The sequence below is a fragment of the Nonomuraea sp. NPDC049378 genome, from assembly GCF_055586745.1.
Genome location: NZ_JBVJHP010000035.1, coordinates 22,471 through 43,085 on the forward strand (window position 1 = coordinate 22,471; position 20,615 = coordinate 43,085).

Annotated in this window: 22 protein-coding genes; 5 read left to right on the forward strand and 17 right to left on the reverse strand. The window is 71.7% G+C overall.

Translation table 11 applies throughout. The annotated features are described in order from the left end of the window. Nucleotides 1-136: 136 nt before the first annotated feature. The 3 genes from ACZ6SA_RS45605 to ACZ6SA_RS45615 form a co-directional block, all read right to left on the reverse strand. Nucleotides 137-979 (reverse strand): PhzF family phenazine biosynthesis protein, encoded by an 843-nt coding sequence (locus ACZ6SA_RS45605; protein WP_347642865.1) that lies wholly within the window; start codon nucleotides 977-979, stop codon nucleotides 137-139. A 101-nt stretch (nucleotides 980-1,080) separates the two neighbouring features. Continuing rightward, nucleotides 1,081-1,275: a DUF2795 domain-containing protein gene (locus ACZ6SA_RS45610; RefSeq protein ID WP_347621437.1), complete on the reverse strand. Its 195-nt coding sequence runs from the start codon at nucleotides 1,273-1,275 to the stop codon at nucleotides 1,081-1,083. Nucleotides 1,276-1,322: 47 nt separating this feature from the next. Further along, a complete protein-coding gene (locus ACZ6SA_RS45615; RefSeq protein ID WP_347642866.1) occupies nucleotides 1,323-2,177 on the reverse strand; it encodes a glycosyltransferase family 2 protein in 855 nt (284 codons plus the stop codon). Nucleotides 2,178-2,367: 190 nt separating this feature from the next. Between ACZ6SA_RS45615 and ACZ6SA_RS45620 the strand changes: the two genes are divergently transcribed. The 4 genes from ACZ6SA_RS45620 (at nucleotide 2,368) to aspS (ending at nucleotide 6,899) form a co-directional block, all read left to right on the forward strand. Continuing rightward, the gene (locus tag ACZ6SA_RS45620; protein ID WP_465835474.1) at nucleotides 2,368-3,015 is read left to right on the forward strand and encodes a dihydrofolate reductase family protein; all 648 of its coding nucleotides are present in this window, start codon (nucleotides 2,368-2,370) and stop codon (nucleotides 3,013-3,015) included. A gap of 187 nt (nucleotides 3,016-3,202) precedes the next feature. Further along, a complete protein-coding gene (gene cmk, locus ACZ6SA_RS45625; protein WP_347642868.1) occupies nucleotides 3,203-3,901 on the forward strand; it encodes a (d)CMP kinase in 699 nt (232 codons plus the stop codon). A gap of 35 nt (nucleotides 3,902-3,936) precedes the next feature. After that, entirely contained in the window at nucleotides 3,937-5,328 is a 1,392-nt protein-coding gene (gene der, locus ACZ6SA_RS45630; protein WP_347642869.1) for a ribosome biogenesis GTPase Der, read from the forward strand. A gap of 308 nt (nucleotides 5,329-5,636) precedes the next feature. Continuing rightward, complete coding sequence (gene aspS / locus ACZ6SA_RS45635) at nucleotides 5,637-6,899, forward strand: aspartate--tRNA(Asn) ligase (RefSeq protein ID WP_347642870.1); 1,263 nt, start codon at nucleotides 5,637-5,639, stop codon at nucleotides 6,897-6,899. Nucleotides 6,900-6,926: 27 nt separating this feature from the next. Here the strand turns inward: aspS and ACZ6SA_RS45640 are convergent, their stop codons facing one another. Genes ACZ6SA_RS45640 through ACZ6SA_RS45650 form a run of 3 tightly spaced genes read right to left on the reverse strand, consistent with a single transcriptional unit; the run spans nucleotide 6,927 to nucleotide 9,786 of the window. Then, entirely contained in the window at nucleotides 6,927-8,621 is a 1,695-nt protein-coding gene (locus ACZ6SA_RS45640; protein ID WP_347642871.1) for an MFS transporter, read from the reverse strand. After that, entirely contained in the window at nucleotides 8,618-9,268 is a 651-nt protein-coding gene (locus ACZ6SA_RS45645; protein WP_347642872.1) for an LppX_LprAFG lipoprotein, read from the reverse strand. The genes ACZ6SA_RS45640 and ACZ6SA_RS45645 overlap by 4 nt, the downstream gene beginning before the upstream one ends. Nucleotides 9,269-9,327: 59 nt before the next feature. Then, a complete protein-coding gene (locus ACZ6SA_RS45650; protein WP_465835478.1) occupies nucleotides 9,328-9,786 on the reverse strand; it encodes a MarR family winged helix-turn-helix transcriptional regulator in 459 nt (152 codons plus the stop codon). Nucleotides 9,787-9,820: 34 nt separating this feature from the next. Here ACZ6SA_RS45650 and ACZ6SA_RS45655 point away from each other — a divergent pair, with 34 nt between their 5' ends. Further along, nucleotides 9,821-10,735 carry a cation diffusion facilitator family transporter gene (locus ACZ6SA_RS45655; protein WP_465835480.1) on the forward strand — a complete coding sequence of 305 codons (915 nt, stop codon included), beginning with the start codon at nucleotides 9,821-9,823 and terminating at the stop codon, nucleotides 10,733-10,735. 14 nt (nucleotides 10,736-10,749) lie between these two features. Here ACZ6SA_RS45655 and ACZ6SA_RS45660 read toward each other — a convergent pair whose 3' ends face one another. The 11 genes from ACZ6SA_RS45660 to ACZ6SA_RS45710 are packed head-to-tail and all read right to left on the reverse strand — an operon-like array spanning nucleotide 10,750 to nucleotide 20,519. After that, complete coding sequence (locus tag ACZ6SA_RS45660; RefSeq protein ID WP_347642874.1) at nucleotides 10,750-10,926, reverse strand: hypothetical protein; 177 nt, start codon at nucleotides 10,924-10,926, stop codon at nucleotides 10,750-10,752. 9 nt (nucleotides 10,927-10,935) lie between these two features. After that, the gene (locus ACZ6SA_RS45665; protein WP_347643142.1) at nucleotides 10,936-11,523 is read right to left on the reverse strand and encodes a 4'-phosphopantetheinyl transferase family protein; all 588 of its coding nucleotides are present in this window, start codon (nucleotides 11,521-11,523) and stop codon (nucleotides 10,936-10,938) included. Nucleotides 11,524-11,540: 17 nt separating this feature from the next. Next, nucleotides 11,541-12,314, reverse strand: a complete 774-nt coding sequence (locus tag ACZ6SA_RS45670; protein WP_465835482.1) for a hypothetical protein — start codon at nucleotides 12,312-12,314, stop codon at nucleotides 11,541-11,543. Continuing rightward, nucleotides 12,311-13,756, reverse strand: a complete 1,446-nt coding sequence (locus ACZ6SA_RS45675; RefSeq protein ID WP_465835484.1) for an MCE family protein — start codon at nucleotides 13,754-13,756, stop codon at nucleotides 12,311-12,313. The genes ACZ6SA_RS45670 and ACZ6SA_RS45675 overlap by 4 nt, the downstream gene beginning before the upstream one ends. Beyond that, nucleotides 13,753-14,766 (reverse strand): MCE family protein, encoded by a 1,014-nt coding sequence (locus tag ACZ6SA_RS45680; RefSeq protein ID WP_465835486.1) that lies wholly within the window; start codon nucleotides 14,764-14,766, stop codon nucleotides 13,753-13,755. Before ACZ6SA_RS45680 ends, ACZ6SA_RS45675 begins: the two co-directional genes overlap by 4 nt. Next, the gene (locus ACZ6SA_RS45685; RefSeq protein WP_443151649.1) at nucleotides 14,763-15,782 is read right to left on the reverse strand and encodes an MCE family protein; all 1,020 of its coding nucleotides are present in this window, start codon (nucleotides 15,780-15,782) and stop codon (nucleotides 14,763-14,765) included. The genes ACZ6SA_RS45680 and ACZ6SA_RS45685 overlap by 4 nt, the downstream gene beginning before the upstream one ends. Further along, entirely contained in the window at nucleotides 15,779-16,807 is a 1,029-nt protein-coding gene (locus ACZ6SA_RS45690; RefSeq protein ID WP_465835488.1) for an MlaD family protein, read from the reverse strand. Before ACZ6SA_RS45690 ends, ACZ6SA_RS45685 begins: the two co-directional genes overlap by 4 nt. Continuing rightward, nucleotides 16,804-17,847 carry an MCE family protein gene (locus ACZ6SA_RS45695; protein ID WP_465835490.1) on the reverse strand — a complete coding sequence of 348 codons (1,044 nt, stop codon included), beginning with the start codon at nucleotides 17,845-17,847 and terminating at the stop codon, nucleotides 16,804-16,806. Before ACZ6SA_RS45695 ends, ACZ6SA_RS45690 begins: the two co-directional genes overlap by 4 nt. Then, complete coding sequence (locus ACZ6SA_RS45700) at nucleotides 17,847-18,866, reverse strand: MlaD family protein (RefSeq protein WP_347642881.1); 1,020 nt, start codon at nucleotides 18,864-18,866, stop codon at nucleotides 17,847-17,849. Before ACZ6SA_RS45700 ends, ACZ6SA_RS45695 begins: the two co-directional genes overlap by 1 nt. Nucleotides 18,867-18,870: 4 nt before the next feature. Beyond that, the gene (locus ACZ6SA_RS45705; protein ID WP_347642882.1) at nucleotides 18,871-19,728 is read right to left on the reverse strand and encodes an ABC transporter permease; all 858 of its coding nucleotides are present in this window, start codon (nucleotides 19,726-19,728) and stop codon (nucleotides 18,871-18,873) included. Beyond that, on the reverse strand, nucleotides 19,728-20,519 hold the full coding sequence (locus ACZ6SA_RS45710; RefSeq protein ID WP_465835493.1) for an MlaE family ABC transporter permease: 792 nt from the start codon (nucleotides 20,517-20,519) through the stop codon (nucleotides 19,728-19,730). Before ACZ6SA_RS45710 ends, ACZ6SA_RS45705 begins: the two co-directional genes overlap by 1 nt. Between the last annotated feature and the right edge of the window lie 96 nt (nucleotides 20,520-20,615).

A 20,615-nucleotide genomic window follows, 5' to 3' on the forward strand; every position in this document is an offset into this window, starting at 1 on the left:
ACCGGCGCACGCCCACGGCGTCGACGGCGCGCTCGTACCAGCGCTCTTCCAGCGCGAGCCACATGTCGTGGCCGGCGGCGAGCAGCGTGGCACGGCCTCGCTGAGACGACCTTGGACGGCGAACCCCGAACTGCCGCTACCGAATGGGCACCGCGGTGCCCGAGACCTTGACACGGGAGTCGCCGGGAACGGTGGTACACGTCAAGAGGCTGGGCCGCCCCATGTCGACGCCCTGGTGAAGGGTGAGAACGGCGCCATCTTCGAGACGTCCCAGCGTACGCAGGTAGCCGGTGAAGGCGGCGGCCGCGGCACCGGTGGCGGGGTCCTCGACCACGCCGCCGGGCGGAAACGGGTTGCGGACGTGGAAGACGGCGGGGGATGCGTGCCAGAAAAGGTGGATGGTAATCCATCCCGAGTCAGACATGATCTTGCTGAGGGCATCGAAGTCGTAGTCGAGATCGGCCAGACGGCCCCGGCTGGACGCGGCCAGGACGAGATGGTCGTTGCCGGCGGAGGCGACGTGCACCGGGTAGTCGGGGTCCAGATCGTCGGCCGACCAACCCAGTGCGGCCAGCACGGGCCGTGTCTCCTCTTCGGAGGCTTGGCGGGTGGAGGTCGGCGGACTGGTCAAGGTGGCGATGAGCCCTCCGGCCGGATCCGCGGCGATCTCCACCGGGACCGGGCCCGCCTGGGTAGCGAGGTTCACGGCTCCGGGACCGATCCGCTCGCCGAGCGCGATCGAGGCAGCGATCGTCGCATGGCCGCAGAAGGCGACCTCGCTCAGCGGGCTGAAGTACTGGATCCGGTACTGGCGCTCATCCGTGGTGGGGTGCAAGAAGGCCGTCTCGGAGTAGCCGAGTTCGGCGGCGATGGCGAGCATGTCCGCGTCCGACAACTCCCGGGCGTCCAAGACCACTCCGGCGGGGTTGCCGCCGGTGGGAGTGGTGGTGAAAGCGGCGTACCTCAATATTTCAGTCATGTGGTCATCATGACGTATGCGGGCCGACCCGTTTCGGCGACCGATCCCGGCCGCCGCCGCGGCGGGCGGGCCCCCAGCCCCGCCCGCCGCGTCCCCGGGACTCAGCGTTTGGTGACGGCCTCGCTGACGGCGTTCGGGCCGTCGTACTCGCGGTCGGGCATGGCCTCCAGGGCTTCGACGATGTCCTTGCTCGCGTTGTGGTCGCGCGCGGCCTTGATCAGATCGGCCTTGCCTGCCGGGTAGTCGACACCACCCAGGTGTTTCTGCAGGTCGATCGGGTTAGGTGCGGTACTCATGCCCGCCTGCTGCCCCCGTTCCGTGAGACGTAACCGCACGCCCGCGCTCAGCCGCCGGCCCGCTCCAGCCGCCGCCGTGCCCGCTCCACGGCGCGCGGCAACCCCCGCCGCTCCGCCAGCGCCCCTGGAAGGCGCGGTACGGCCGCACGCAGTCCCTCCCACCCGGCGGGTCCCGCACGCAGGGCGTCGAGCGCCCGCCGCGCCACCACCGGCCACGGGCGGCGCAACACCGCGGTGAGTACGGCGTTGCGCAGAGCCAGCGCCCGCCTGCCACGCGGGTCCTTGGCCGGCGACGGGTGGTGGTGGGCCACGACGTCGTCCACGTACGCCAGCCCCCACCCCTTCGCGGCCAGGTCGACCGCCAGGCGCTCCTCCTCGCCGAAGAAGAAGATCACGTCGTCGAAGCCGCCCGCCTCCAGGAACGCCTCCCTGCGCACCACCGCCCCGCACGCCAGGAACCCGAGGACGCTCGGCCCCGGCAGATCCGGCTCGATGCCGAGCGGCGAGTGACGCATCAGCTCCGACACCGGATCCAGCCGCTCCTCGGGGCCCACCAGCACGCGCGCGCCGAGCACGGCCAGCCGGGGATGGGCGTCCAGCACGTCGGCGGCCAGCTCCAGCGCGCCGGGCGCCCACCAGGAGTCGTCGTCGGCGAAGGCCACGTACGGCGTCTCGGCCATCCGCACGCCGATGTTGCGGGCGGGCGCGCCCAGGTTCGTGTCCTGCTCCACGAGCCGGACGTCGGGGAAGTGCCGGCTGACGAACCCCGCCGTCCCGTCGGTCGAGCCGTTGTCCACCAGGATCACCGGGCGCGGATGCTTCGGGAGCGAACGGACCAGCGCCCGCAGCCGATCCTTGCTGGCCACGACGACGGTGACCCGTGCGTTGTCCGTCCCTGTCACACCCGGTCACTTACCGGAGCGGTGGGCGTTAGTCCTGATCAGGGCCGCAGCGGGCGGCCGGGCGGGGCGGGTGCGCCGGGTGCGCCGGATGATGGTGCGGGCGCAAACCCTGGTCGCGGTGGCCGAAGAGCCAGAGCTGTCTCTAACGTACACAGTGTCTCAGGCACCGTCAGTCCTGGAGGAAGCGATCATGAGTAGGTTGCGCGTTCACAACTTCACGATCTCGCTGGACGGCTTCGGCACCGGCGAGGGTCAGGCTCCTGGCGCCCCGTTCGGTCACGCCGGTGAGCGCCTGCACGACTGGATGTTCGCCACCCGGTACTGGCACGGGATGGGCGGGGGCGGCGGCGGGAGCGCCGGCGCCGACAACGCCTTCGCGACGATGCACGGTCACGGCATCGGCGCCGAGATCATGGGCGCGGGCAAGTTCGGCCCGCCCGGCTGGCAGGACGACCCCGGCTACAAGGGCGCGTGGGGTGCCGACCCGCCGTTCCGCACGCCGGTCTTCGTGCTCACCCACCGGCCGCGGCCGTCGATCGAGATGGAGGGCGGCACCACGTTCCACTTCCTCGACGCCTCGCCCGCGCAGGCACTCGACAAGGCCCGCGAGGCGGCCGGAGGCCAGGACGTGCGCCTCGGCGGCGGGCCGTCCGTCATACGCGACTTCCTCAGAGAAGGGCTGGTCGATCACCTGCACGTCGTCCAGATACCGATCCTGCTCGGCCGTGGCGTCCGGCTCTGGGACGGCCTGGAGTCGCTGGAGGAGGCGTACGACATCGAAGCGGTCTCCACGCCGTCCGGCGTCACGCACCTGACGTTCACCGCGAAGAGCCGGTGACCGCCGGCACGGCCGGGCCGTAGGCCCCTGGCAGGCGAATGAGGGCCAAGCCAGCCCTCCAGGTCGTCGCCGCCGCCCCACGTGCCGGTCAGGGTGCCGCTCGGCCCGCTCGAAAGCTGGATCGCCGACCGAGCCGGAGGCTGTAGCCTCTTCAAGTCGGGTGGAACAACGTGAAGAGGGAGAGACCGTGACCGGTCTGGTCGTCGCCATGGACGGCCCTTCGGGGTCGGGCAAGTCGAGCGTCTCGCGCGGAGTGGCCCGCGCGCTGGGCCTGCGTTACCTCGACACCGGGGCGATGTACCGCGCGATGACCTGGTGGATGCTCCGGCAGGGTGTCGATCTGGCTGACCCCGGCGCGATCGCGGCCCGCTGCGGCGAGCCGCTGATCGTCTCCGGCACCGACCCTGACAGCCCGGCGATCCATGTCGACGAGGTCGACGTCGCGGGGCCGATCAGGGAGGCCGACGTCACCGGAGCCGTCTCCGCCGTCGCCGCCGTCCCCGAGGTGCGCGCCCGCCTGGTCGCGCGGCAGCGGGAGATCATCGGCGACGGCGGCTTCGTGGTCGAGGGACGCGACATCGGCACGGTCGTCTGCCCCGGCGCCGCCGTCAAGATCTACCTGACGGCCAGCGCCGAGGCGCGTGCCCTGCGGCGCAGCGCGGAGCTGGCCGGCTCGACCGTCCGGGCGCAGCAGGAGGCCATGGCCAGGCGTGACACTCTCGACTCGACACGTCAGGCCGACCCACTCTCGATGGCGGATGGCGCCGTCGAGCTCGACACCACCGCGATGAGCCTCGACGAGGTCATCGCGGAGGTGCTGAGACTGGTCGCCGAGCAGGCGGGCCCGGGCGGGCCCGGCGGCGACCGCATTCGCGAGCGCACCTGACGAGCAGGTGCGGTACTCACTAAGGACGAAACATCGTGTCAACGGGGGATTGGGTCGAGGCCGACCTCGACGATCTTGAGATAACCGAGCACGGCGACGCCGCGCCGCTGCCGGTCGTCGCCATCGTGGGGCGGCCGAACGTCGGCAAGTCCACGCTGGTCAACCGCATCATCGGCCGCCGCGAGGCGGTCGTCGAGGATGTGCCGGGGGTCACCCGCGACCGCGTCACCTACGAAGCCAACTGGCGCGGCCGCCGCTTCACCGTGGTCGACACCGGAGGGTGGGACCCCGACGCGACCGGGATGAACCTGCGCATCGCCGAGCAGGCCCAGATCGCGGCCGAACTGGCCGACGTGATCGTGTTCGTGGTCGACACCACCGTCGGCGCGACCGACGCCGACGAGACCGTGGGCTCGGTGCTGCGGCAGTCGGGCAAGCCGGTCATCCTGGCCGCCAACAAGGTCGACAACCAGCAGCTGGAGCTGGAGGCCGCCGCGCTGTGGTCGCTCGGGCTCGGCGAGCCCTATCCCGTCTCCGCCCTGCACGGCCGCTCCAGCGGCGACCTGCTCGACGTGGTGCTCGACGCGCTCCCGGAGACGCCCGAGGTGACGTTCGGGGCCGAGCGCGGGCCCGCCCGCGTCGCGCTGCTCGGCAAGCCCAACGTCGGCAAGTCCTCGCTGCTCAACAAGCTGGCGGGGGAGGAGCGCGTCCTGGTCGACCCGATGGCCGGCACCACCCGCGATCCGGTCGACGAGCTGGTCGAGCTGGGCGGCCGCACCTGGCGTTTCGTCGACACGGCCGGCATCCGGCGGCGCGACCGCGAGCTGCAGGGCGCCGACTTCTACGCCGCCATGCGCACGCGCGCGGCGCTGGAGCGCACCGAGGTGGCGATCGTGCTGATCGACGCCAGCCAGCCGCTCACCGAGCAGGACCTCCGCATCATCGGCCTGGTCATCGAGTCGGGGCGGGCGATGGTGGTCGCCTTCAACAAGTGGGACCTGGTCGACGAGGACCGCCGCTACTACCTGGAGAAGGAGATCGACCGCCAGCTCGTACGCACTCCGTGGGCGCTGCGCGTCAACATCTCCGCCAAGACGGGGCGGCACGTCGACCGGCTGGTCCCCGCGCTGGAGAAGGCCCTCGACTCGTGGTCCACGCGGGTGCCGACGGCCCGGCTCAACGCGTTCCTGACCGAGCTGGTGCAGCAGACGCCGCCGCCGGTTCGGGGCGGCAAGCAGCCGAAGATCCTCTTCGCCACGCAGGCGTCGGTGGAGCCGCCCAAGTTCGTGCTGTTCACCTCGGGCTGGCTCGAAGACACCTACCGCCGCTTCGTCGAGCGCCGCATCCGCGAGGAGTTCGGCTTCGCCGGGTCGCCGATCGAGGTCACGATGAAGATCCGGGAGAAGCGCTCGAAGAAGGACCGGTAGCGGACCGGGGGCGGCAAAGGTTTTGCCGTTCCCTCCGCGGGCTCGTAGGATCGACCGCAAACGTCGACGGAGACGAGTAGCCGAGGGCCCGCACGGGCCGAGAGAGCCGCCGGCAGCTGTGAAGGCGGTCCCGTGCACCTCTGGTGAAGACACTCCCGAGTGCGGGGAGGAAATGCCCCGCCGCCTGACCAGCGTCACCGGGTCCTCGAGGCCGCCTCGACCAGGGGCGGCGAAAGTGCGGTGGCACCGGGAGCTCCCTTCTCCCCCGCACTCCCAAGGGATCATGCATTTCCTCGTGAGGAGCTGTGATGATCTCTCGTGTCATGTCGGCGGAGCTCGCTGAGCACGCCGGGCAACGAGTGACGATCGCCGGCTGGGTCCATCGCCGCCGGCAACTGAAGTCCGTGTCCTTCCTCGTCGTCAGAGACCGCACCGGCCTCGCCCAGGCGGTGACCGCGCACGACCTGCCGGGCGAGGAGAGCGTCGTCGAGGTCACCGGCACCGTGACGGCCAGCCCGCAGGCCCCCGGAGGGTTCGAGCTGGTCGCGCCGGAGATCGAGGTGCTGGCGGAGCCGTGCGCGGCGCCGCCGTTCGACCTCTACCGGCCGGAGCCGGGCGCGACGCTCCCGACGATCCTCGACCACGCGCCCGTCGCGCTGCGGCACCCCCGCCTCAGGGCGCCGCTGGAGATCGCGGCCGCGAGCGTGGCCGGGTTCCGCGAGACGCTCGACGGGCTCGGCTTCACCGAGATCCACACCCCGAAGATCGTCGGCTCGGCCACCGAGTCCGGCGCGAACGTCTTCGGCATCGACTACTTCGGCCGGCCCGCCTACCTGGCGCAGTCGCCGCAGTTCTACAAGCAGGCGATGGTCGGGGTGTTCGAGCGGGTCTACGAGGTCGGGCCCGTCTTCCGCGCCGAGCCGCACGACACCGTACGCCACCTGGCCCAGTACACCAGCCTCGACGCGGAGCTCGGCTTCGTCCGCGACCACCGTGACGTGATGGCGGTGCTGCGCGAGGCGGTGGCGGGCATGCTGGGGTCGGTACGCCGCCGCGCCGGCTCCGCGGCCGCCCTGCTCGGCGTCACGCTGCCCGAGGTGCCCGCCGAGATCCCGGCCATCCACTTCACCGAGGCGCAGCGGATGACGTCCTCCGAGGAGCCCGACCTGTCACCCGCGCAGGAACGCCGGCTGTCGGAGTGGGCGCTGCGGGAACACGGGTCGGAGTTCCTCTTCGTCACCGGCTACCCGATGGCCAAGCGGCCCTTCTACACCCATCCCGACCCCGCCAGGCCGGGCTACTCCAACGGCTTCGACCTGTTGTTCCGAGGGCTGGAACTGGTCACGGGCGGGCAGCGGCTGCACGCGTACGCGGACTACGTCGCCGCGCTGGCCGCCCGGGGTGAGGGGACGGAGGCGTACGAAGGGTATTTGCAGGCCTTCAAGCACGGGATGCCGCCGCACGGTGGGTTCGCGCTGGGGCTTGAACGGTGGACGGCGCGGCTGACCGGCGCCGCCAACATCCGCCAGACCACCGCCTTCCCCCGCGACCTGCACCGCCTCTCCCCGTAACGCGCCCGCCGCCGTCGCCCGGGCCCCTCAGCGGGCCCGGGCGACGGACGGCATGAGCAGCGCGACGCCCGCGCCGAGCACGCAGATGAACGCCGTGACCAGGAACATCTCGGTGTACTCGACGTGCAGCGCCGCCTGCACCTTCGCGGTGTAGTCGGCCAGCCGCCGCTGGTAGGTCGCGGCGTCCACGCCGAACGGGAGCGGCGTGTCCAGGTGGGCGGTCAGCGACTGGAACCGGTAGAAGCCCCACGCCGACACGGCCGCGATGCCGATCAGCATGCCCATCATCCTGGCCACCACGACCGCCGCCGAGGCGACGCCGTGCTGGGCCGCCGGGCTCACCCGCAACACCGCCGACGACACCGGCGCGATCACCAGCCCCAGGCCCAGGCCGGCGACGACGAGGTGGAGGTCCATCAGCGGGCCCGCGCTCTCCAGGTCGAGCGGCCAGCGGCTCATCAGCCAGTAGCCGGCCGCCGCCAGCGCCATGCCCGCCACCGCCACGGCGCGGTCACCCGTCCTGCGCGCCAGGAGCCCCCCGAGCAGCGCGCCCACCGTCAGCGCGGCCAGGAACCTGGCCAGGATCAGTGACGCCCCCAACGCGTCGGCGCCGAGCAGCGTCTGGGCGGTGAACTGGACGAACACCATGGTCACGAGCAGCGCGGCCCCGGCCAGGAAACTCACCGCGAGGGTGGCGAGCAGCGGGCCCTTGCGGGCGCCGGACAGGTCGAGCAGGCGGACGGGGGAGCGGATCTCCCACCAGACGAAGATCACGGCCGCCAGCGCGCCGGCGGCGATCACGGGCAGCCCCCACGGGGGGAGCACGGCCCTGGCGGGGTCGGGGTTGTACAGGCCGACCACCAGCAGCCCGAGCGCCAGCGCCAGCAGCCCGCCACCGACCACGTCCACCCGGCCGGCGCCCGCGGCGACGAGCCGCCCTCGGGGGGTGCCGGTGAGGGCGTCGGCTCGCGCGGGGGTCGATCGCCCTGCGGTGGTGTCCGCGGGGTCGTCGCCCGCTTCGGTCGTGTGCGGGGGGAGCGACCGTCCTGCGGCCGTGCCCGCGCGGAGCCGTCCCGATTCTGTGGCGTCCGCCGAGGCGGTGCTGGACGTCCGGGCAGAGCGTACGGGGCGGCCAGGGACCGTGAGGTGCACGGCGACGGCGGCGAGGGCGGCGAGGGGCAGGTTGATCCAGAAGATGGCGTGCCAGCCGCCCAGCTCCACCCCTGCCACCACGGTGCTGGGGACCAGCGCCAGCACCCCGCCGTACAGCGGCCCGAGCGCGCTGCCCAGTTCCTGGGCCGCACCCACCGCCCCCAGGGCCAGGGGCCGCTCGTGCTCGTCCCACAGGTCACCGATGAGCGCCATCGTGATCGGCAGCAGCGCCCCGCCCGCCACCCCCTGGACGGCGCGCCCGGCCACCACCATGACCTCCCCGGCCGCCAGCGCCGTCAGCACCGAGCCGAGGGCGAACGCCGCCAGGCACGCGTGGATCAGCGGCCGCCGGCCGTAGCGGTCGGAGAGCTGGCCGAGCAGCGGCATCGCGGCGACGTACCCCAGCAGGAAGCCCGTCACGACCGGCGTGGCCCGCTCCAGGTGGTTCAGCGGGATGCCGACGTCCTCGGCGATGTCGATCAGGACCGTCACCACGACGTACGCGTCGAGCGCGGCCAGCAGCACCACCGCGCCGCCCGCGCCGAGCACGACCCGGCGGGCGCGCCTCATTTCGCGGCGGGCGGGGTGATCGTGACCGGTGCGTCGTAGTCGCTGAACGACACCGTCACCGTGCCGCCCTGCAACGGCAGGTTGGCCCGGGTGAGCCGGCTGGAACCCTGGTCGACCCAGACCTTGCCGTTGACGCCCTGCGTGACGCCGGGGACGATCTGGCCGACGACCTGCCCGGGGAACGTCGTGGCGACGCGGTAGGCGCCGTCCTCCACGCCTTCGACCTTCGGATCCGTGGCCGAGGCGAGCAACTGGGCGATGCCCTTGGTCGGCTCGAGGATCACCGAGGGGTCGTAGAACTGCGCCAGCTGCTGCCGGGTCATCTTCTGGAAGCCACCCGTCGGGCCCTTGAAGTGCACGGTCTCCCCGACCAGGGCGAAGCTGACCTCCTGCAGGGTGCCCAGCACGTCAAGCGTGATCGTGCCGTCGGCGTCGCCGGCGGCGGTGAGCCGGCCGTCGGCCTGCTTGACCGGCACCTTCGGCTCGCCCTCGGTCGCGATCGAGAAGGTGGCCGACTTGACGGCCTTCATGGCCTCGGAGGCCTTCTTCATCAGCTCGGGCCCCGCGGGCAACTCGCCGGCGTCCCCGCCGGACGAGCACGCCGCCGCCAGCGCCAGCACGGCCACGATCAGTAGCTTTCTGAGCATGAGCGGATCGTAGCGAGCGGTACGGAGGTCCGCGCACCCTCGCCGATATCGGTTGGGTGTCAGCGCAGCTTCTTCAGCTGCTCCACGATGGGCGCGTAGGCCGCCTCGATCGTTTCGAGCTGATCGTCGGTGAGCCGGTCGACGAAGTGCTCGCGCACGCCGGCCACGTGGAACGGCGCCACCCGCTGGATCGTCTCCCACCCCTCGTCGGTCAGCACCGCGAACGTGCCCCGCCGATCGTCGTGACAGTCTTCCCTGGTGACCAGGCCCTTGGCCTCCATGCGGGAGATCTGGTGCGACAGCCGGCTGCGTGACTGGATCGTCGCGTCGGCCAGGTCGCTCATGCGCATGCGCCGCCCGGGGCTCTCGGAGAGGTTGACCAGGATCTCGTAGTCGTTGACCGTGAGCGAGAACTCCTGGAGCTCGCGGTCGAGCCGGTGCATGAGCAACCTGTGCAGCGCCAGGTGCGTGCGCCAGGCACGCTGTTCGGCGGGAGAAAGCCAGCGAGGCGCGCTCATGATCTCCAATCTAGCGCACGTAAAGTCGTACTTCATGAAGGGGGAGAGCCTGCGCACCGTGCTCGTGGCGGCCGCGGCCAACCTCGCCATCGCTCTGGCGAAACTCGTCGCGGGCCTGGTGGGCGGCTCGGCGGCCATGTTGTCGGAGGCGGCGCACTCGGCCGCCGACACGGTGACCGAGCTGCTGTTGCTGGTGGCGGTGCGCCGTTCGGGCAGGCCCGCCGACCGGCGGCATCCGTTCGGGCACGGCAAGGCGGGCTTCGTCTGGGCGCTGATGGCGGCGGTCACGACCCTGGTGGGCGGGGCCGGGTTCTCCATCACGAACGGCCTGCACGAGATCGGTCACGGCGAGGACCTGTCGAACCTCACACCGGCGTACATCGTGCTGGCGGCCTCGTTCGTGTTCGAGGGCATCTCGTTCGCGCGGGGGCTCGCGCAGTTGCGCGCCGAGGCCGCCCGGCGCCGGGTCGGCGTGGTACGCCTGGCCCGCATGACGTCCGACACCGCGTTGAAGGCCGTGCTGTTCGAGGACGCGGCAGCGCTGTGCGGGCTGCTGGTCGCGGCCACCGGGCTGGTCGCCTCGCAGCTCACCGGCTCGGCGCTGTGGGACGGCGCGGCCTCGGTCGTGATCGGCCTGCTCCTGCTGGTCGTGGCGCTCACCCTGATCCGGGCGAACATGTCGCTGCTCATCGGCCAGGCCGCGACCCAGCGGACCGAGACGGGCATCCGGGCGGTGCTGCTGGCGCAGCCGGAGGTGGAGGACGTGGTCGAGTTGCTGACGATGATGATCGGCCCGGGGGAGATCCTGGTCGCCGCGAAGATCGATTTCAGGGACGAGTCGAGCGCGGCGGGCGTGGAGCGGGCCTGCGAGGAGGTGGACCGCCGGCTGCGAGACCAGATCTCCGGGGTCAAGCACGTCTTCCTCGACCCGACCCCGACCCGCCGCTGAGGTCGCCCCGCCGCTCAGCTGAACGCCATGACGATCGCGACGCCGACGACGTGCATCAGCACGACCGCGACGAGCAGCGACACGAACACGAACTTGGCGGGCCCGTGCTCGAAGGTCTTGCCCTCTTCGAGCGGCTTACGCTGCGCCATGCGGTCGGCGATGCGCTCCTCAAGGGGCTTACGGTAGAACATGCGTCCAGTCTATTGGGGGAGGGGCGCCCTCCTCGCTGGGGCGTCTGTGATGACCGCCACCCTGATGTCCGGCCCGACGCTCCACTCCAGCAGATGCCGGCCCGACAGGTCGTCCTCGCAGGCCCGCAGCTTGTCCATGGTCAGCTCGCCGCGCTTGATCAGGGCCTCTTTCCGCGTCCAGTGCCTGATCAGCTCGTCGTTGCCGGTGACCAGCGAGCGCTCGCGCGGGTTGAGCACCCGGTCGGCCAGCAACGTGTCCAGCGGCCCCGGCGGCACGTGCTCGGCGTCCACGCCGACCTTGCCCGGCCCGGCGGCCGCGCACACGTAACCGCGGGTGTGGCTGAAGCTGACCCCCAGCTCCGGGGCCTGCTCGATGGAGGGCCTGCCGTGCCCTGGGCCGTGCAGATGGCAGTGTTGCAGCAGCGTCAGCTCGCGCGGCTCGACGCCGAGCACGGCGGCGGCGCAGACGCGTACGAGGAGGTGCGCGGCGACGAAGCAGTCACGGTCAGCCTCGAACCTGAACCGCGCCGCCCGCTCGCGTTCCACCTCGGTCAGCCAGTCATCAGGGGCTCGCACCTCGTCGGGGCGGCCGCCCATCGCCAAAGGGCCGATCGTCAGTCCTTCTTCTCGTCGCCGTCGAGGGTGTACTGGTCCTCCGAGGACGCGCCGAGCACGGTCACGTCGTGGATCTTCCAGGTGCCCTTCTCCTTCACAAGAGAGATCTTAAGGTGCGAGTCCTTGACCGAGCGGATCGCTTCCGAGGTGTTCACCTGCTGATCGACGACCACGATGGCGTGCGCGGTGGCCTCGTCCACGTCGGCGAGGTAGACCTCCCGCACCGTGGCCTGCGAGGTCGCCTTGAGCTTGACGATGACCTGCGCCATCGCGCCGCCGAACGCCGCGTCGTAGGTGCTCAGGAAGTCGCCCGTGGCCTGGGCGGCCAGGGCTGAGCGGGTGGTCTGCAGGTCCTGGTAGTCGTAGCTGAGCAGGGCCTTGCCGAACGCGCCCGCGGCTCCCGACACCTCCAGGCGCAGCGCCCGCTCGGCTTCGAGCGCGGCGCGGGCGTCGCGGGCCTGGGCGGCGGAGATGCCCTGCAGGACGGCCGTGGCGGCGATCGCGGCCACCACCATGGCCGCCAGCGTCCACCACACGCGGGCCCTGGAGAGGCGCCCGGCCACGGCGGCGTCCCGCCGCCCGCCGTCTCCCGCCTCCACCTGCTCCTGAGCATCGGGCTCGCCGTCCGCGGCTTCCGCGGCGCCCCGCCGGGCGGGCTCGCCATCCACCGCGGTCACGGCCTCGGACGGCGCGGTCCCGGATGCTGCGGGTTCGGTCTCCGTGCGGGCCTCGTCGGTGCGGAGGGCTGCGGAGAGGTCCTGCTCGGTGGTCATCGTGACTCCTCACGGCGGCGGGCGGCCCGACCTGCCGCGATCCAGCCCACCATGCCGCCGGAGGCCACAACGGCGAGGAAGATCGCGGCGATCAGGGGGGCGGTGTTCGGCGGGTCAGGGGACGTGGCGCCGGTGGCGGCCACGTCACTGGACGATGGGGCGGGCCGCGGGCTCCCGCCCGGCCTGACGGTGTCCCCGGCGCCCGGCCGTCCGGAGGCGCCAGGTCGTACGGTGCTGTCCGGCCGTTCGGCGGTGCCCGGTCGTGCGGAAGGGTCCGGCCGGCCGGGGTTGTCCGGCCGAGCCGAGCCGTCCGGCCGTGCGGCGGCGTCCAGGCGATCTCGCTCGGACCGGTCACGGCCGGAGCGGGCGCCGTCCCCGGAGGTGTCGGAGACGGGCGCGCGATCCGGGCAGGCACGCAGCTCCGGCACGGTGGGCGGCCCGGCCGCCCGCGCGTACTCCTCGGCGGGCTGCGGCCCGCCGGGGACGCTGAAGATGAACGACGCCCTGCCGTACACGGTGTCGCCGCGCCGGTCGCTGATGTCGTCGGCCAGGCTCAACGCGGTCGGCATGATGCTCAGCAGGTGGTGCACGTTGCGTTCGGTCTCGGGGGAGAAGACCGGCTCGTGCGGCAGCCCCGCCGCGGTCAGCAGGCACGAGAACCCCGGCCTCGACCGCCGGACGGCTTCGTCGAGCTGCCCGAACACGCCCGGCCCCCGGTCGAGGAAGGTGTTCAGGTCGGCGCGGGAGGCGCGCAGGGTGGCCGTCACGGTGCTGAGGTCGGTGATGCCGGAGGCCAGCTCGCCCCGCTTGCCGGCCAGCGTGTGGGTGAGCCGGGTGAGCTGCACCGCCAGCTCGTCGAGCACCTCGGTGTTGTCGGCGAGGGTGCCGGTCAGGGTGTGGGCGTCGTCGATGATGCGCCTGATGGCCGGCGCCCGGCCGTCGAGGGCGACGGCCAGCTCGTGGGTGATCGCCTCGGCGTCCTCGGGCGGCACCGCGTTGAGCAGCTTGCCGACGCCTTCGAACAACTTCTTGTAGTCGAGCGGCACCGACGTCCTGGCCAGCGTGATCGTGTCACCGGCCGCGAGCCGCGGGCCGCCCGCCCCTGTGGCGGGCGGCGAGAGCTCCACGTACGGCTCCCCGATGGCGGACCTGCGCCGCACCTCGGCCGAGACGCCCTTCGGCAGCCGGACCTCCCGGTCGATGTCGAGACCGACGACGATCTTGCCAGGCGCCAGCCGCACGTCGCCGATCTTGCCGACCCGGACGCCCAGGTAGGCCACGTCGAAGCCGCGGACGAGACCGGGCGACGAGACGAACTCGGCCGACACCCGGTACGGCCGCTCGATGGCGTCGAGCCGGATGATCGTGCTGAACGCCCACACCGTCATGACGACGCCCAGAACGACGAAGAACCCGAGGTTCAGGTAGATCCGCCTGCTCATCGCGGCGGCTCCAGGAGCAGGCGGAAGTCCTCGATCCTGTTCGGCAGCGCCGGCCGGTCGGCGTCGCGCCGCTGGGGCAGCAGCACGCCCTTGAGCCACAGGTAGATCAGCACCTGCCCGTTCACCGTGATCGGCGGGGCGTCGATGAACTTCTGCAGCTCGGCCACCAGCGCCTTCAGGTCCTCCCCGCCGCGCTGCATCGCCGAGGAGATGGCCGCCAGCTCCCGCAGCAGCGTGCGCAACCGCGCGGCGTGCCGCGGGTAGACGGTGAGGTTGGCCTCCTTGGCCAGTTTGGTCAGCGCGACGATGGTCTTCTTCACGTGCCTGCGCCCGTGCGCGATGCGCGCGGTGGCCGAGGCGAGGGTGCCAGGCAGCCGGTCCAGCTCGGTGCTGCCCTTGGCGAGGTCGTCGCCCAGCCGGGCCAGGGCGTCGATGCTGGTGCCCAGGTCGCGGCGGGCGGCGGCGTAGGCGTCGGTGACCTCGGCCGTCTGCTTGATCAGCTTGTTGACGTCGTCGCCCTGCCCGGCGAACGCGGTCGAGGCCGCGTCCAGGACGGCGTTCACGTCCTGCGCGCCGAGCGCCTCGATGAGCGGCCCGGCCTTGGCGGTGACCTGCTCGATGTCCGGCTCGACCGAGGTGTCGGCGATGGTGGCGCCGTTCTTCAGGTACGGCCCCGTGGAGAGGTCCTTGCCCTCGGGCGGGGCGAGCAGCACGTAGTTCTCGCCCAGCACGGACGTCTTGGCCACGGTGGCCGTGCTGCCCTCCGGCAGCCGGTGCTCCGACGTGATCGACATGGTGACCCTGGCCCGGTAGCCCTGCAGCCGGATGCCGGTGACGGTGCCCACCCGTACGTCGGAGATCTGCACGCTGTGCCCCGCCACCAGGCTCTGCACGTCGTCGAAGACCGCGTGCAGGGTCAGGTCGCCGGTGGTCGCGCCGAGCGTCTGCAGCGAGCACGACGACGTCGTGAGCGCCAGCACGAGCAGCCCGGCCGGCGCGGCGGCCCTCATCGCGGCCTCCTCTGGTAGGGGCAGTTGCTCAGCCCGGCGGGCAGGCACGGCACGTCGCCCAGGTTCAGCGAGTCGAACAGGGGCGTCAGCCAGGCCCTGGTCAGCGCGTTGAGCACGACGCGGATCTTCAGCACGTGCTGTTTCCTGTCCCACGAGTCGATGATCACGTCGGCGAAGTCGGCCGCGCCCTTGACCGCCTGCGCCGCGGACGCGCTGTTGGCCCTGACCGTCAGGACCAGCTCGGCCAGGGTGCTCGCGGCCTGCGGGAGCCGTTGCGCGTACTGCTCGATGATCACGTCGCCGCGGCGCACGAAGCCGGCCATGCCGGCGACGAACCCGCGCAGCCGGCGCCGTTCCTCCGCCAGGATCGAGCTCGCCTCGGCGAAGGAGTCGATCGCGCCCGTCACCTGGCGTTCCCGCTTGTTGAGGCCGGCGGCCAGCCGGTTCAGCCCTTCGGCCAGCGCGACGAGCTGCTGGTCCTGCTCGGCCAGGACGCCGGTGAGCTTGGAGGTGTCGGAGACGGCGTCGCCGATGGTCCTGCCGCGCCCCCTCACCCCGTCGGCCAGGTCGCCGGCCACGTCGCCGAGTTTCTCGTCGTCGAGCGCGTCGGTCAGCTTGGTGAACGCGTCGAGCGCGTCGTCGATCTCCACCGGCAGTTCGGTGCGCTTCAGCGGGATCGTCGTCCCCGGCTGGATGCGCCGGTCGCCGGGCTTCCAGGGGGGATAGAGCACGACGTTGCGCTCGCCGAGCGTGTTCTGCGGCGCGACCACGGCCCTGACGTCCGCGGGGAGCGGTACGTGGCGGTCGACGCGGAGCGTGACGCGTACGCGGTCGCCCTCGATGCGGATGTCGTCGACGTACCCGGCGTCGAGCCCCATCACCTTCACCCGCGCCTCCTCGTAGAGGGAGGGCGCCTTGCTGAAGATCGCCACCAGCCGGTACGGCTCCGCGCCCAGCACGGAACAACCGGACGCCAGCAGCGCCCAGGCCAGCAGCGCCGTGACCAGCCGGGTCATCGGGCGGCCCTCCTGTCCTTGGCGATGGCGGCGAGCACCTCCGGGTCGATGGGGCCGAGGCCCGTGGCGATGGCTTCGAGCCACGGGCCCTGGCCGCCCATCGTGGACAGGCCGGAGAACGTCGGGCCCGCCCACGCCAGCAGGGAGTTGAGCTGCTTGTTGTCGTCGCCGAGCTTGGTGGTGATGGCGGCGTTGTCGTCGAGGACCCGCACGAGGCTCTTCTCGTGCCGCTCGATCAGGCGGGTCGTGCTGCGTACCAGGTCGCTGCCGTCGCCGAGCAGCGTGCGCAGCTCGGCGCGGCGGTGGCGCAGCTCGGCCAGCATGACCTCGATGGCGTCGACGAGCCGGGCGAGCTGCTCGTCCTTCCTCTCGACCACCTTCATGATCTTGGTGCCGTTGTCGAGCAGCCGCCGCAGTTGCGGCTGGCTCTTGCTGATGGTCTCCGACAGGTCGCCGACGTTCTCGAGCAGGCGGGTGACGCGGCCGCGCTTGATGGCGTCGATCTTGCCGAGCTCGGTGAGCAGGTCGTCCACGGCGTCGGTGTCGAGCCGTTCGACGAGCCGGGTGGCGTCGTTGATGGCGTCGTTGATCAGGGTGGGCACGCCGGTCCGCGTCACGGGGACGCGCCGCTGGGCCTCGGGCAGCTGGTCGAGGTAGGGAGGCGAGACAGGGCCCGTCAGCTTGACGTAGCGGCCGCCGAGCAGGTTGGACAGCGCGATGTCGGCGCGGGTGCCGCGGCCGAGGCGGACGTCGCTGTCGACCTTCCAGGTGACGACCACGTGACCGCGCGTGTAGTCGGGGCGCACCTCCGTGACCTGGCCGACGCGCACGCCCGCCACCCGTACGTCGTTGCCGGTGCGCACGCCGCCGGAGTCCACGAAGATGCCGGACATGTGGTAGCCGCTCTCCAGCAGCCCCAGGTTGCCGACCAGGAACGTCGCGACGAGCAGCGCGGCGAGCGTGGCCACCGACACCAGGCCGACGGCGATCTTGTTGCGGTCGCGGAAGGACTTGAGCGCCATCATCCGCCCACCAGCAGTTTCCGGAGGTCCTTGGTGCTCTGCACCCGGGTGTTGCGCAGCGGCGGCGGCTTCTTCATCGGGTACGGGCAGGGCGCGGGCCCCAGCGCCACGCACGGGACCGCGGTGACGAAGTAGCGGCCGCGCTCGACGGTGGAACGGGCGCGGGTGAACAGCGGCGGGAAGGTGCGGACCGTCCTGCCGAGGTCGTCCACGTTCCTCCTGATGCCTCCGGTCAGGCCGGACAGGTTGTCGACCAGGGCGCCGAGCTCGTCGGCGTTCCTGCCGAGCACCTCGTTGGAGGTGTGCACGGTCGCCGACAGCTCCACCAGCGCGTCGTCGATGAGCTCGCGGTTGTCGGCGAACGCCTCCGTCAGCGTGACGAGGTTGTCGACGAGCTGCTCGAGCTGCTTGTCGCGCCTGGCGACCACGCCGGTGACGGTGGCGTAGTCCCGCAGGAGCTGCTCGATGGTCTTCTTGCGCGCGTTGACCGTGGTGGTGATGGCGTTGACGTTGTCGAGCAGTCTCGGGATGTTCCTGTCGTTGCCCTTCAGCGACCTGGCGGCGGCGGTGAGCAGCTGGTTGATCTGGTCGGGGTCGAGGCTCCGGGTGAGCGGGCCGAGATCGCTGACCAGCTCGCCGATGTCCACGAGGGAGGAGGTGCGGGCGATGCGCGACCCGGGCGGCAACATGCCGGGCGCGCTGCCGGGCAGCAGGTAGATCACCCGCTGGCCGATGGCGTTGCGCCAGCGGACGGCGGCCTCGGTGTCGGCGGGCACCCTGACCGCGTCCTGTACCTCCATGGTCACCTCGGCCCGGCCGTCGACCACCCTGATGGTGTCCACCTGGCCGACGGGCGCGCCGGCGATCTTGACCTGGTCGCCTTCGACCAGCCCTGACACGTCGTCGAAGGTGGCGACGAGCCGGTAGCCGCCGCCCGTGCCGACCCGCGCGATCTGCACGCTGATCACCACGATCAGCGTCACGGTCAGGCCGACGAAGAGCACGAACTTGGCGAACGTCCACCAGCGGCGGGTGCGCTCCATCAGCGCCTCCCGTCGGTGGGGCCGCAGACGCCGACGATCAGCTCGCAGACGTCGGTCGCGACGAACGCCTCCACCTGGAGCTGGCGGGTGCCGCCCGGGCCCGGCGCCTCGATCAGCTCGTTGAGCAGGTCGACCAGCCGGTTCAGGCCACGCACGCCGTCGCCGGCCAGCCCGAGCTGGGCGTAGATGAGCGCGGCGACCCGCTCGCCGGAATGCACCCCGGCCCGCAGGTTGCGCCGGTGCTTGGCCAGCCCGTGCGCGGTCTGGCCGCTGACCGAGGTGACCTCCTGCAGCAGCGCGCGCGCCTTGCCGGCCCGCTCCAGCAGATCGGGGGTGATCACGTTGACGTCGGACGCGATCGCGACGATCTCGTCGCCCCTGTCCGACAGCGTGGTGCCGAGCAGGGCGCCGTCGCGCAGGAACCGCCTGGCCCGGTCCCGGTGCCGGTGCGCGACGCCGACGAGGTCGCCGGCGTCGCCGATCAGCTCGCGCAGGTGCTCGCCCTTCCCGTCGAGTCCCTTGGCCAGGGTGTGCACGATGACCGTGACCTCGCGAGGGTCGACGGCGTCCAGGCCGCGGTAGGCGGCGCCGAGCGTGTCCGACAGGTCGAGCGGGCCCTCGGTGTCGGTGATGACCGCGCCGCTGCTCAGGTAGGGGCCGGTGGTCTCGCCGGATCCGGGCTTGAGGTTGACGTACTTGGGGCCGAACACCGACGTCGGCTCGACGGAGGCGACCGTGGACGCGGGCACCTTGACGCCGGGCTCCACGTGCATGGTCACCACGGCGTCACCCTTCGCGTCGAGCGCCACGCCCGTCACGTCGCCGACCGTGATGCCGCGGATCTTGACGGGGGAGTTGGTGTCCAGGCCCTGCCCGGCCCGGGCGAACACGGCGTCGATCCTGGTGCCGCTGATCTCGGCGGCGGTGCGTACGACGTACAGCGTGGCCCCGGCGAGCACCACGAGGACGGCGAGCGCGACGCCGGCCCGGGCGGGGAGGGAGAGTTCGGATCGGCTCACCGGCTCACCCCGTCAGCGGGATGTTGCCCCCGCCGCCCCAGAACAGGTACGACAGCAGCAGGTTGAGCAGCACGATCGTGACGATCGACTGGCGGATGGCGCGCCCCGCCGCCACGCCCACGCCCACCGGCCCTCCGGTGGCGTGGAAGCCGTAGAAGCAGTGGATCACGATGACGGCGAAGGCGAACACGCCCACCTTGGCGACGCTGAACACGATGTCGCTGACCGGCAGGTACAGGTAGAAGTAGTAGTCGTAGACCCCGGGCGCCAGCCCGAACAACACCGTGCACATCAGCCGGGTGGCGAAGAAGCTGGCGAACAACGCGATGAGATAGATCGGCATCAGCGCCAGCAGCGCCGCCACCACGCGGGTGCAGACGAGGTAGGTGAAGGCGTTGATGCCCATCACCTCCAGCGCGTCGATCTCCTCCGAGATGCGCATCGCGCCCAGCTCCGCCGTGAACGACGAGCCCACCTGCGCCGCCAGCGCCGTGGCGGCGATGATCGGGGTGATCTCGCGGACGTTGGCGAACGAGCCCACCAGGCCCATGAACGACTCGGCGCCGATCGCCTGCAGCCCCTGGTAGCCCTGCAGGCCGACGGTCGCGCCCACGACGAACGCCATCGTGAACACCACGAAGATCATGCCGCCGCCGATGACCGTCGCCCCGACGCCGACGACGACGTCGCTGACCTGCCTGACGACGACCTTGGCGTACTTCAGCCGCAACACCACGTCGCGTACGGAGTAGAAGAGCACCTTCCACACGAACAGCGGCCAGTCGGCCAGCGTCGCGAACCGCTCGGCGACGTCCCGGCCACGTAAGGCGAGCCTGAGACCTGCCGTGCGCGTCATGGCCATCAGAGCGACCTCGGGGGGTAGGCCAGGAAATAGACGGCCGAGATCACGTAGTTGAACGTGAACACCAGCATGAAGGTCACCACGGTCGACTGGTTGACCGCCCGGCCCACGCCGACCGGGCTGGTCGCGCAGGTCATGCCCTTGTAGCAGGCGACGGCCGCCGCGACGAACCCGAAGATCCACGCCTTGAACAGGGTGACGTACAGGTCGGAGGCGACGACCAGCGACAGCGCGCCGTCGAAGTACGCGCCCGGCGTGACGCCCTGCACGATGACGTTGAAGAAGTAGCCGCCGCCCGCGCCCGCCAGGATGACCAGCGGGCACAGGCACACCGCGATCGTGCTGGCCGCCCACATGCGCGGAGTGACCAGCCGGTGGATCGGGTTGACCGACATGACCTCCATCGCGCTCAGCTCGTCGCGGATGTTGCGCGCGCCGATGTCGGACGTCATCGCGCTGCCCCCGGCGCCGGCGATCAGCAGCGCGCTGGCCAGCGGCGCCACCTCGCGGATGAGGCCGACGAAGACGGCGCTGCCGGTGGCCGAGCCCGCGCCCAGCTGCCAGGCCAGCTCGCCCACCTGGAGCGCCACGGTCGCGCCGAGCGGCAGGGAGACGAGCAGCACGGGCACGCTGGTGACGCGGGCCAGGAACCAGCACTGGTCGACGAACTCCCACCACCAGCGGCGCACGTCCCAGCTGCGGCGCAGCCCCTCCAGGACGATGACGAACAGGTCACCGACCTGGCCGAGCACCGACCCGGCCCTACGTCCGACGAACCCGGACAAGGCCATCAGCTGACCACCTCCGCCGCCTACGGATCAGTCACCCTACTGACGGGCTGTCCAGCAGTCGATGCTCTGCCGGTAATTTGAGGAAAAGGTATGAGA

Excerpts from the sequence above, each read along its gene's own strand:
- ACZ6SA_RS45675 (WP_465835484.1), bottom strand. The coding sequence starts at position 13,756 with ATGAGCAGGCGGATCTACCTGAACCTCGGGTTCTTCGTCGTTCTGGGC.
- ACZ6SA_RS45660 (WP_347642874.1), bottom strand. The coding sequence starts at position 10,926 with ATGTTCTACCGTAAGCCCCTTGAGGAGCGCATCGCCGACCGCATGGCG.
- ACZ6SA_RS45645 (WP_347642872.1), bottom strand. The coding sequence starts at position 9,268 with ATGCTCAGAAAGCTACTGATCGTGGCCGTGCTGGCGCTGGCGGCGGCG.
- aspS (WP_347642870.1), top strand. The coding sequence starts at position 5,637 with ATGATCTCTCGTGTCATGTCGGCGGAGCTCGCTGAGCACGCCGGGCAA.
- ACZ6SA_RS45665 (WP_347643142.1), bottom strand. The coding sequence starts at position 11,523 with ATGGGCGGCCGCCCCGACGAGGTGCGAGCCCCTGATGACTGGCTGACC.
- ACZ6SA_RS45610 (WP_347621437.1), bottom strand. The coding sequence starts at position 1,275 with ATGAGTACCGCACCTAACCCGATCGACCTGCAGAAACACCTGGGTGGT.
- ACZ6SA_RS45670 (WP_465835482.1), bottom strand. The coding sequence starts at position 12,314 with ATGACCACCGAGCAGGACCTCTCCGCAGCCCTCCGCACCGACGAGGCC.
- ACZ6SA_RS45620 (WP_465835474.1), top strand. The coding sequence starts at position 2,368 with ATGAGTAGGTTGCGCGTTCACAACTTCACGATCTCGCTGGACGGCTTC.
- ACZ6SA_RS45655 (WP_465835480.1), top strand. The coding sequence starts at position 9,821 with ATGAAGGGGGAGAGCCTGCGCACCGTGCTCGTGGCGGCCGCGGCCAAC.
- ACZ6SA_RS45605 (WP_347642865.1), bottom strand. The coding sequence starts at position 979 with ATGACTGAAATATTGAGGTACGCCGCTTTCACCACCACTCCCACCGGC.
- ACZ6SA_RS45695 (WP_465835490.1), bottom strand. The coding sequence starts at position 17,847 with ATGGAGCGCACCCGCCGCTGGTGGACGTTCGCCAAGTTCGTGCTCTTC.
- ACZ6SA_RS45710 (WP_465835493.1), bottom strand. The coding sequence starts at position 20,519 with ATGGCCTTGTCCGGGTTCGTCGGACGTAGGGCCGGGTCGGTGCTCGGC.
- ACZ6SA_RS45685 (WP_443151649.1), bottom strand. The coding sequence starts at position 15,782 with ATGACCCGGCTGGTCACGGCGCTGCTGGCCTGGGCGCTGCTGGCGTCC.
- ACZ6SA_RS45690 (WP_465835488.1), bottom strand. The coding sequence starts at position 16,807 with ATGATGGCGCTCAAGTCCTTCCGCGACCGCAACAAGATCGCCGTCGGC.
- ACZ6SA_RS45640 (WP_347642871.1), bottom strand. The coding sequence starts at position 8,621 with ATGAGGCGCGCCCGCCGGGTCGTGCTCGGCGCGGGCGGCGCGGTGGTG.
- ACZ6SA_RS45680 (WP_465835486.1), bottom strand. The coding sequence starts at position 14,766 with ATGAGGGCCGCCGCGCCGGCCGGGCTGCTCGTGCTGGCGCTCACGACG.
- ACZ6SA_RS45705 (WP_347642882.1), bottom strand. The coding sequence starts at position 19,728 with ATGGCCATGACGCGCACGGCAGGTCTCAGGCTCGCCTTACGTGGCCGG.
- ACZ6SA_RS45650 (WP_465835478.1), bottom strand. The coding sequence starts at position 9,786 with ATGAGCGCGCCTCGCTGGCTTTCTCCCGCCGAACAGCGTGCCTGGCGC.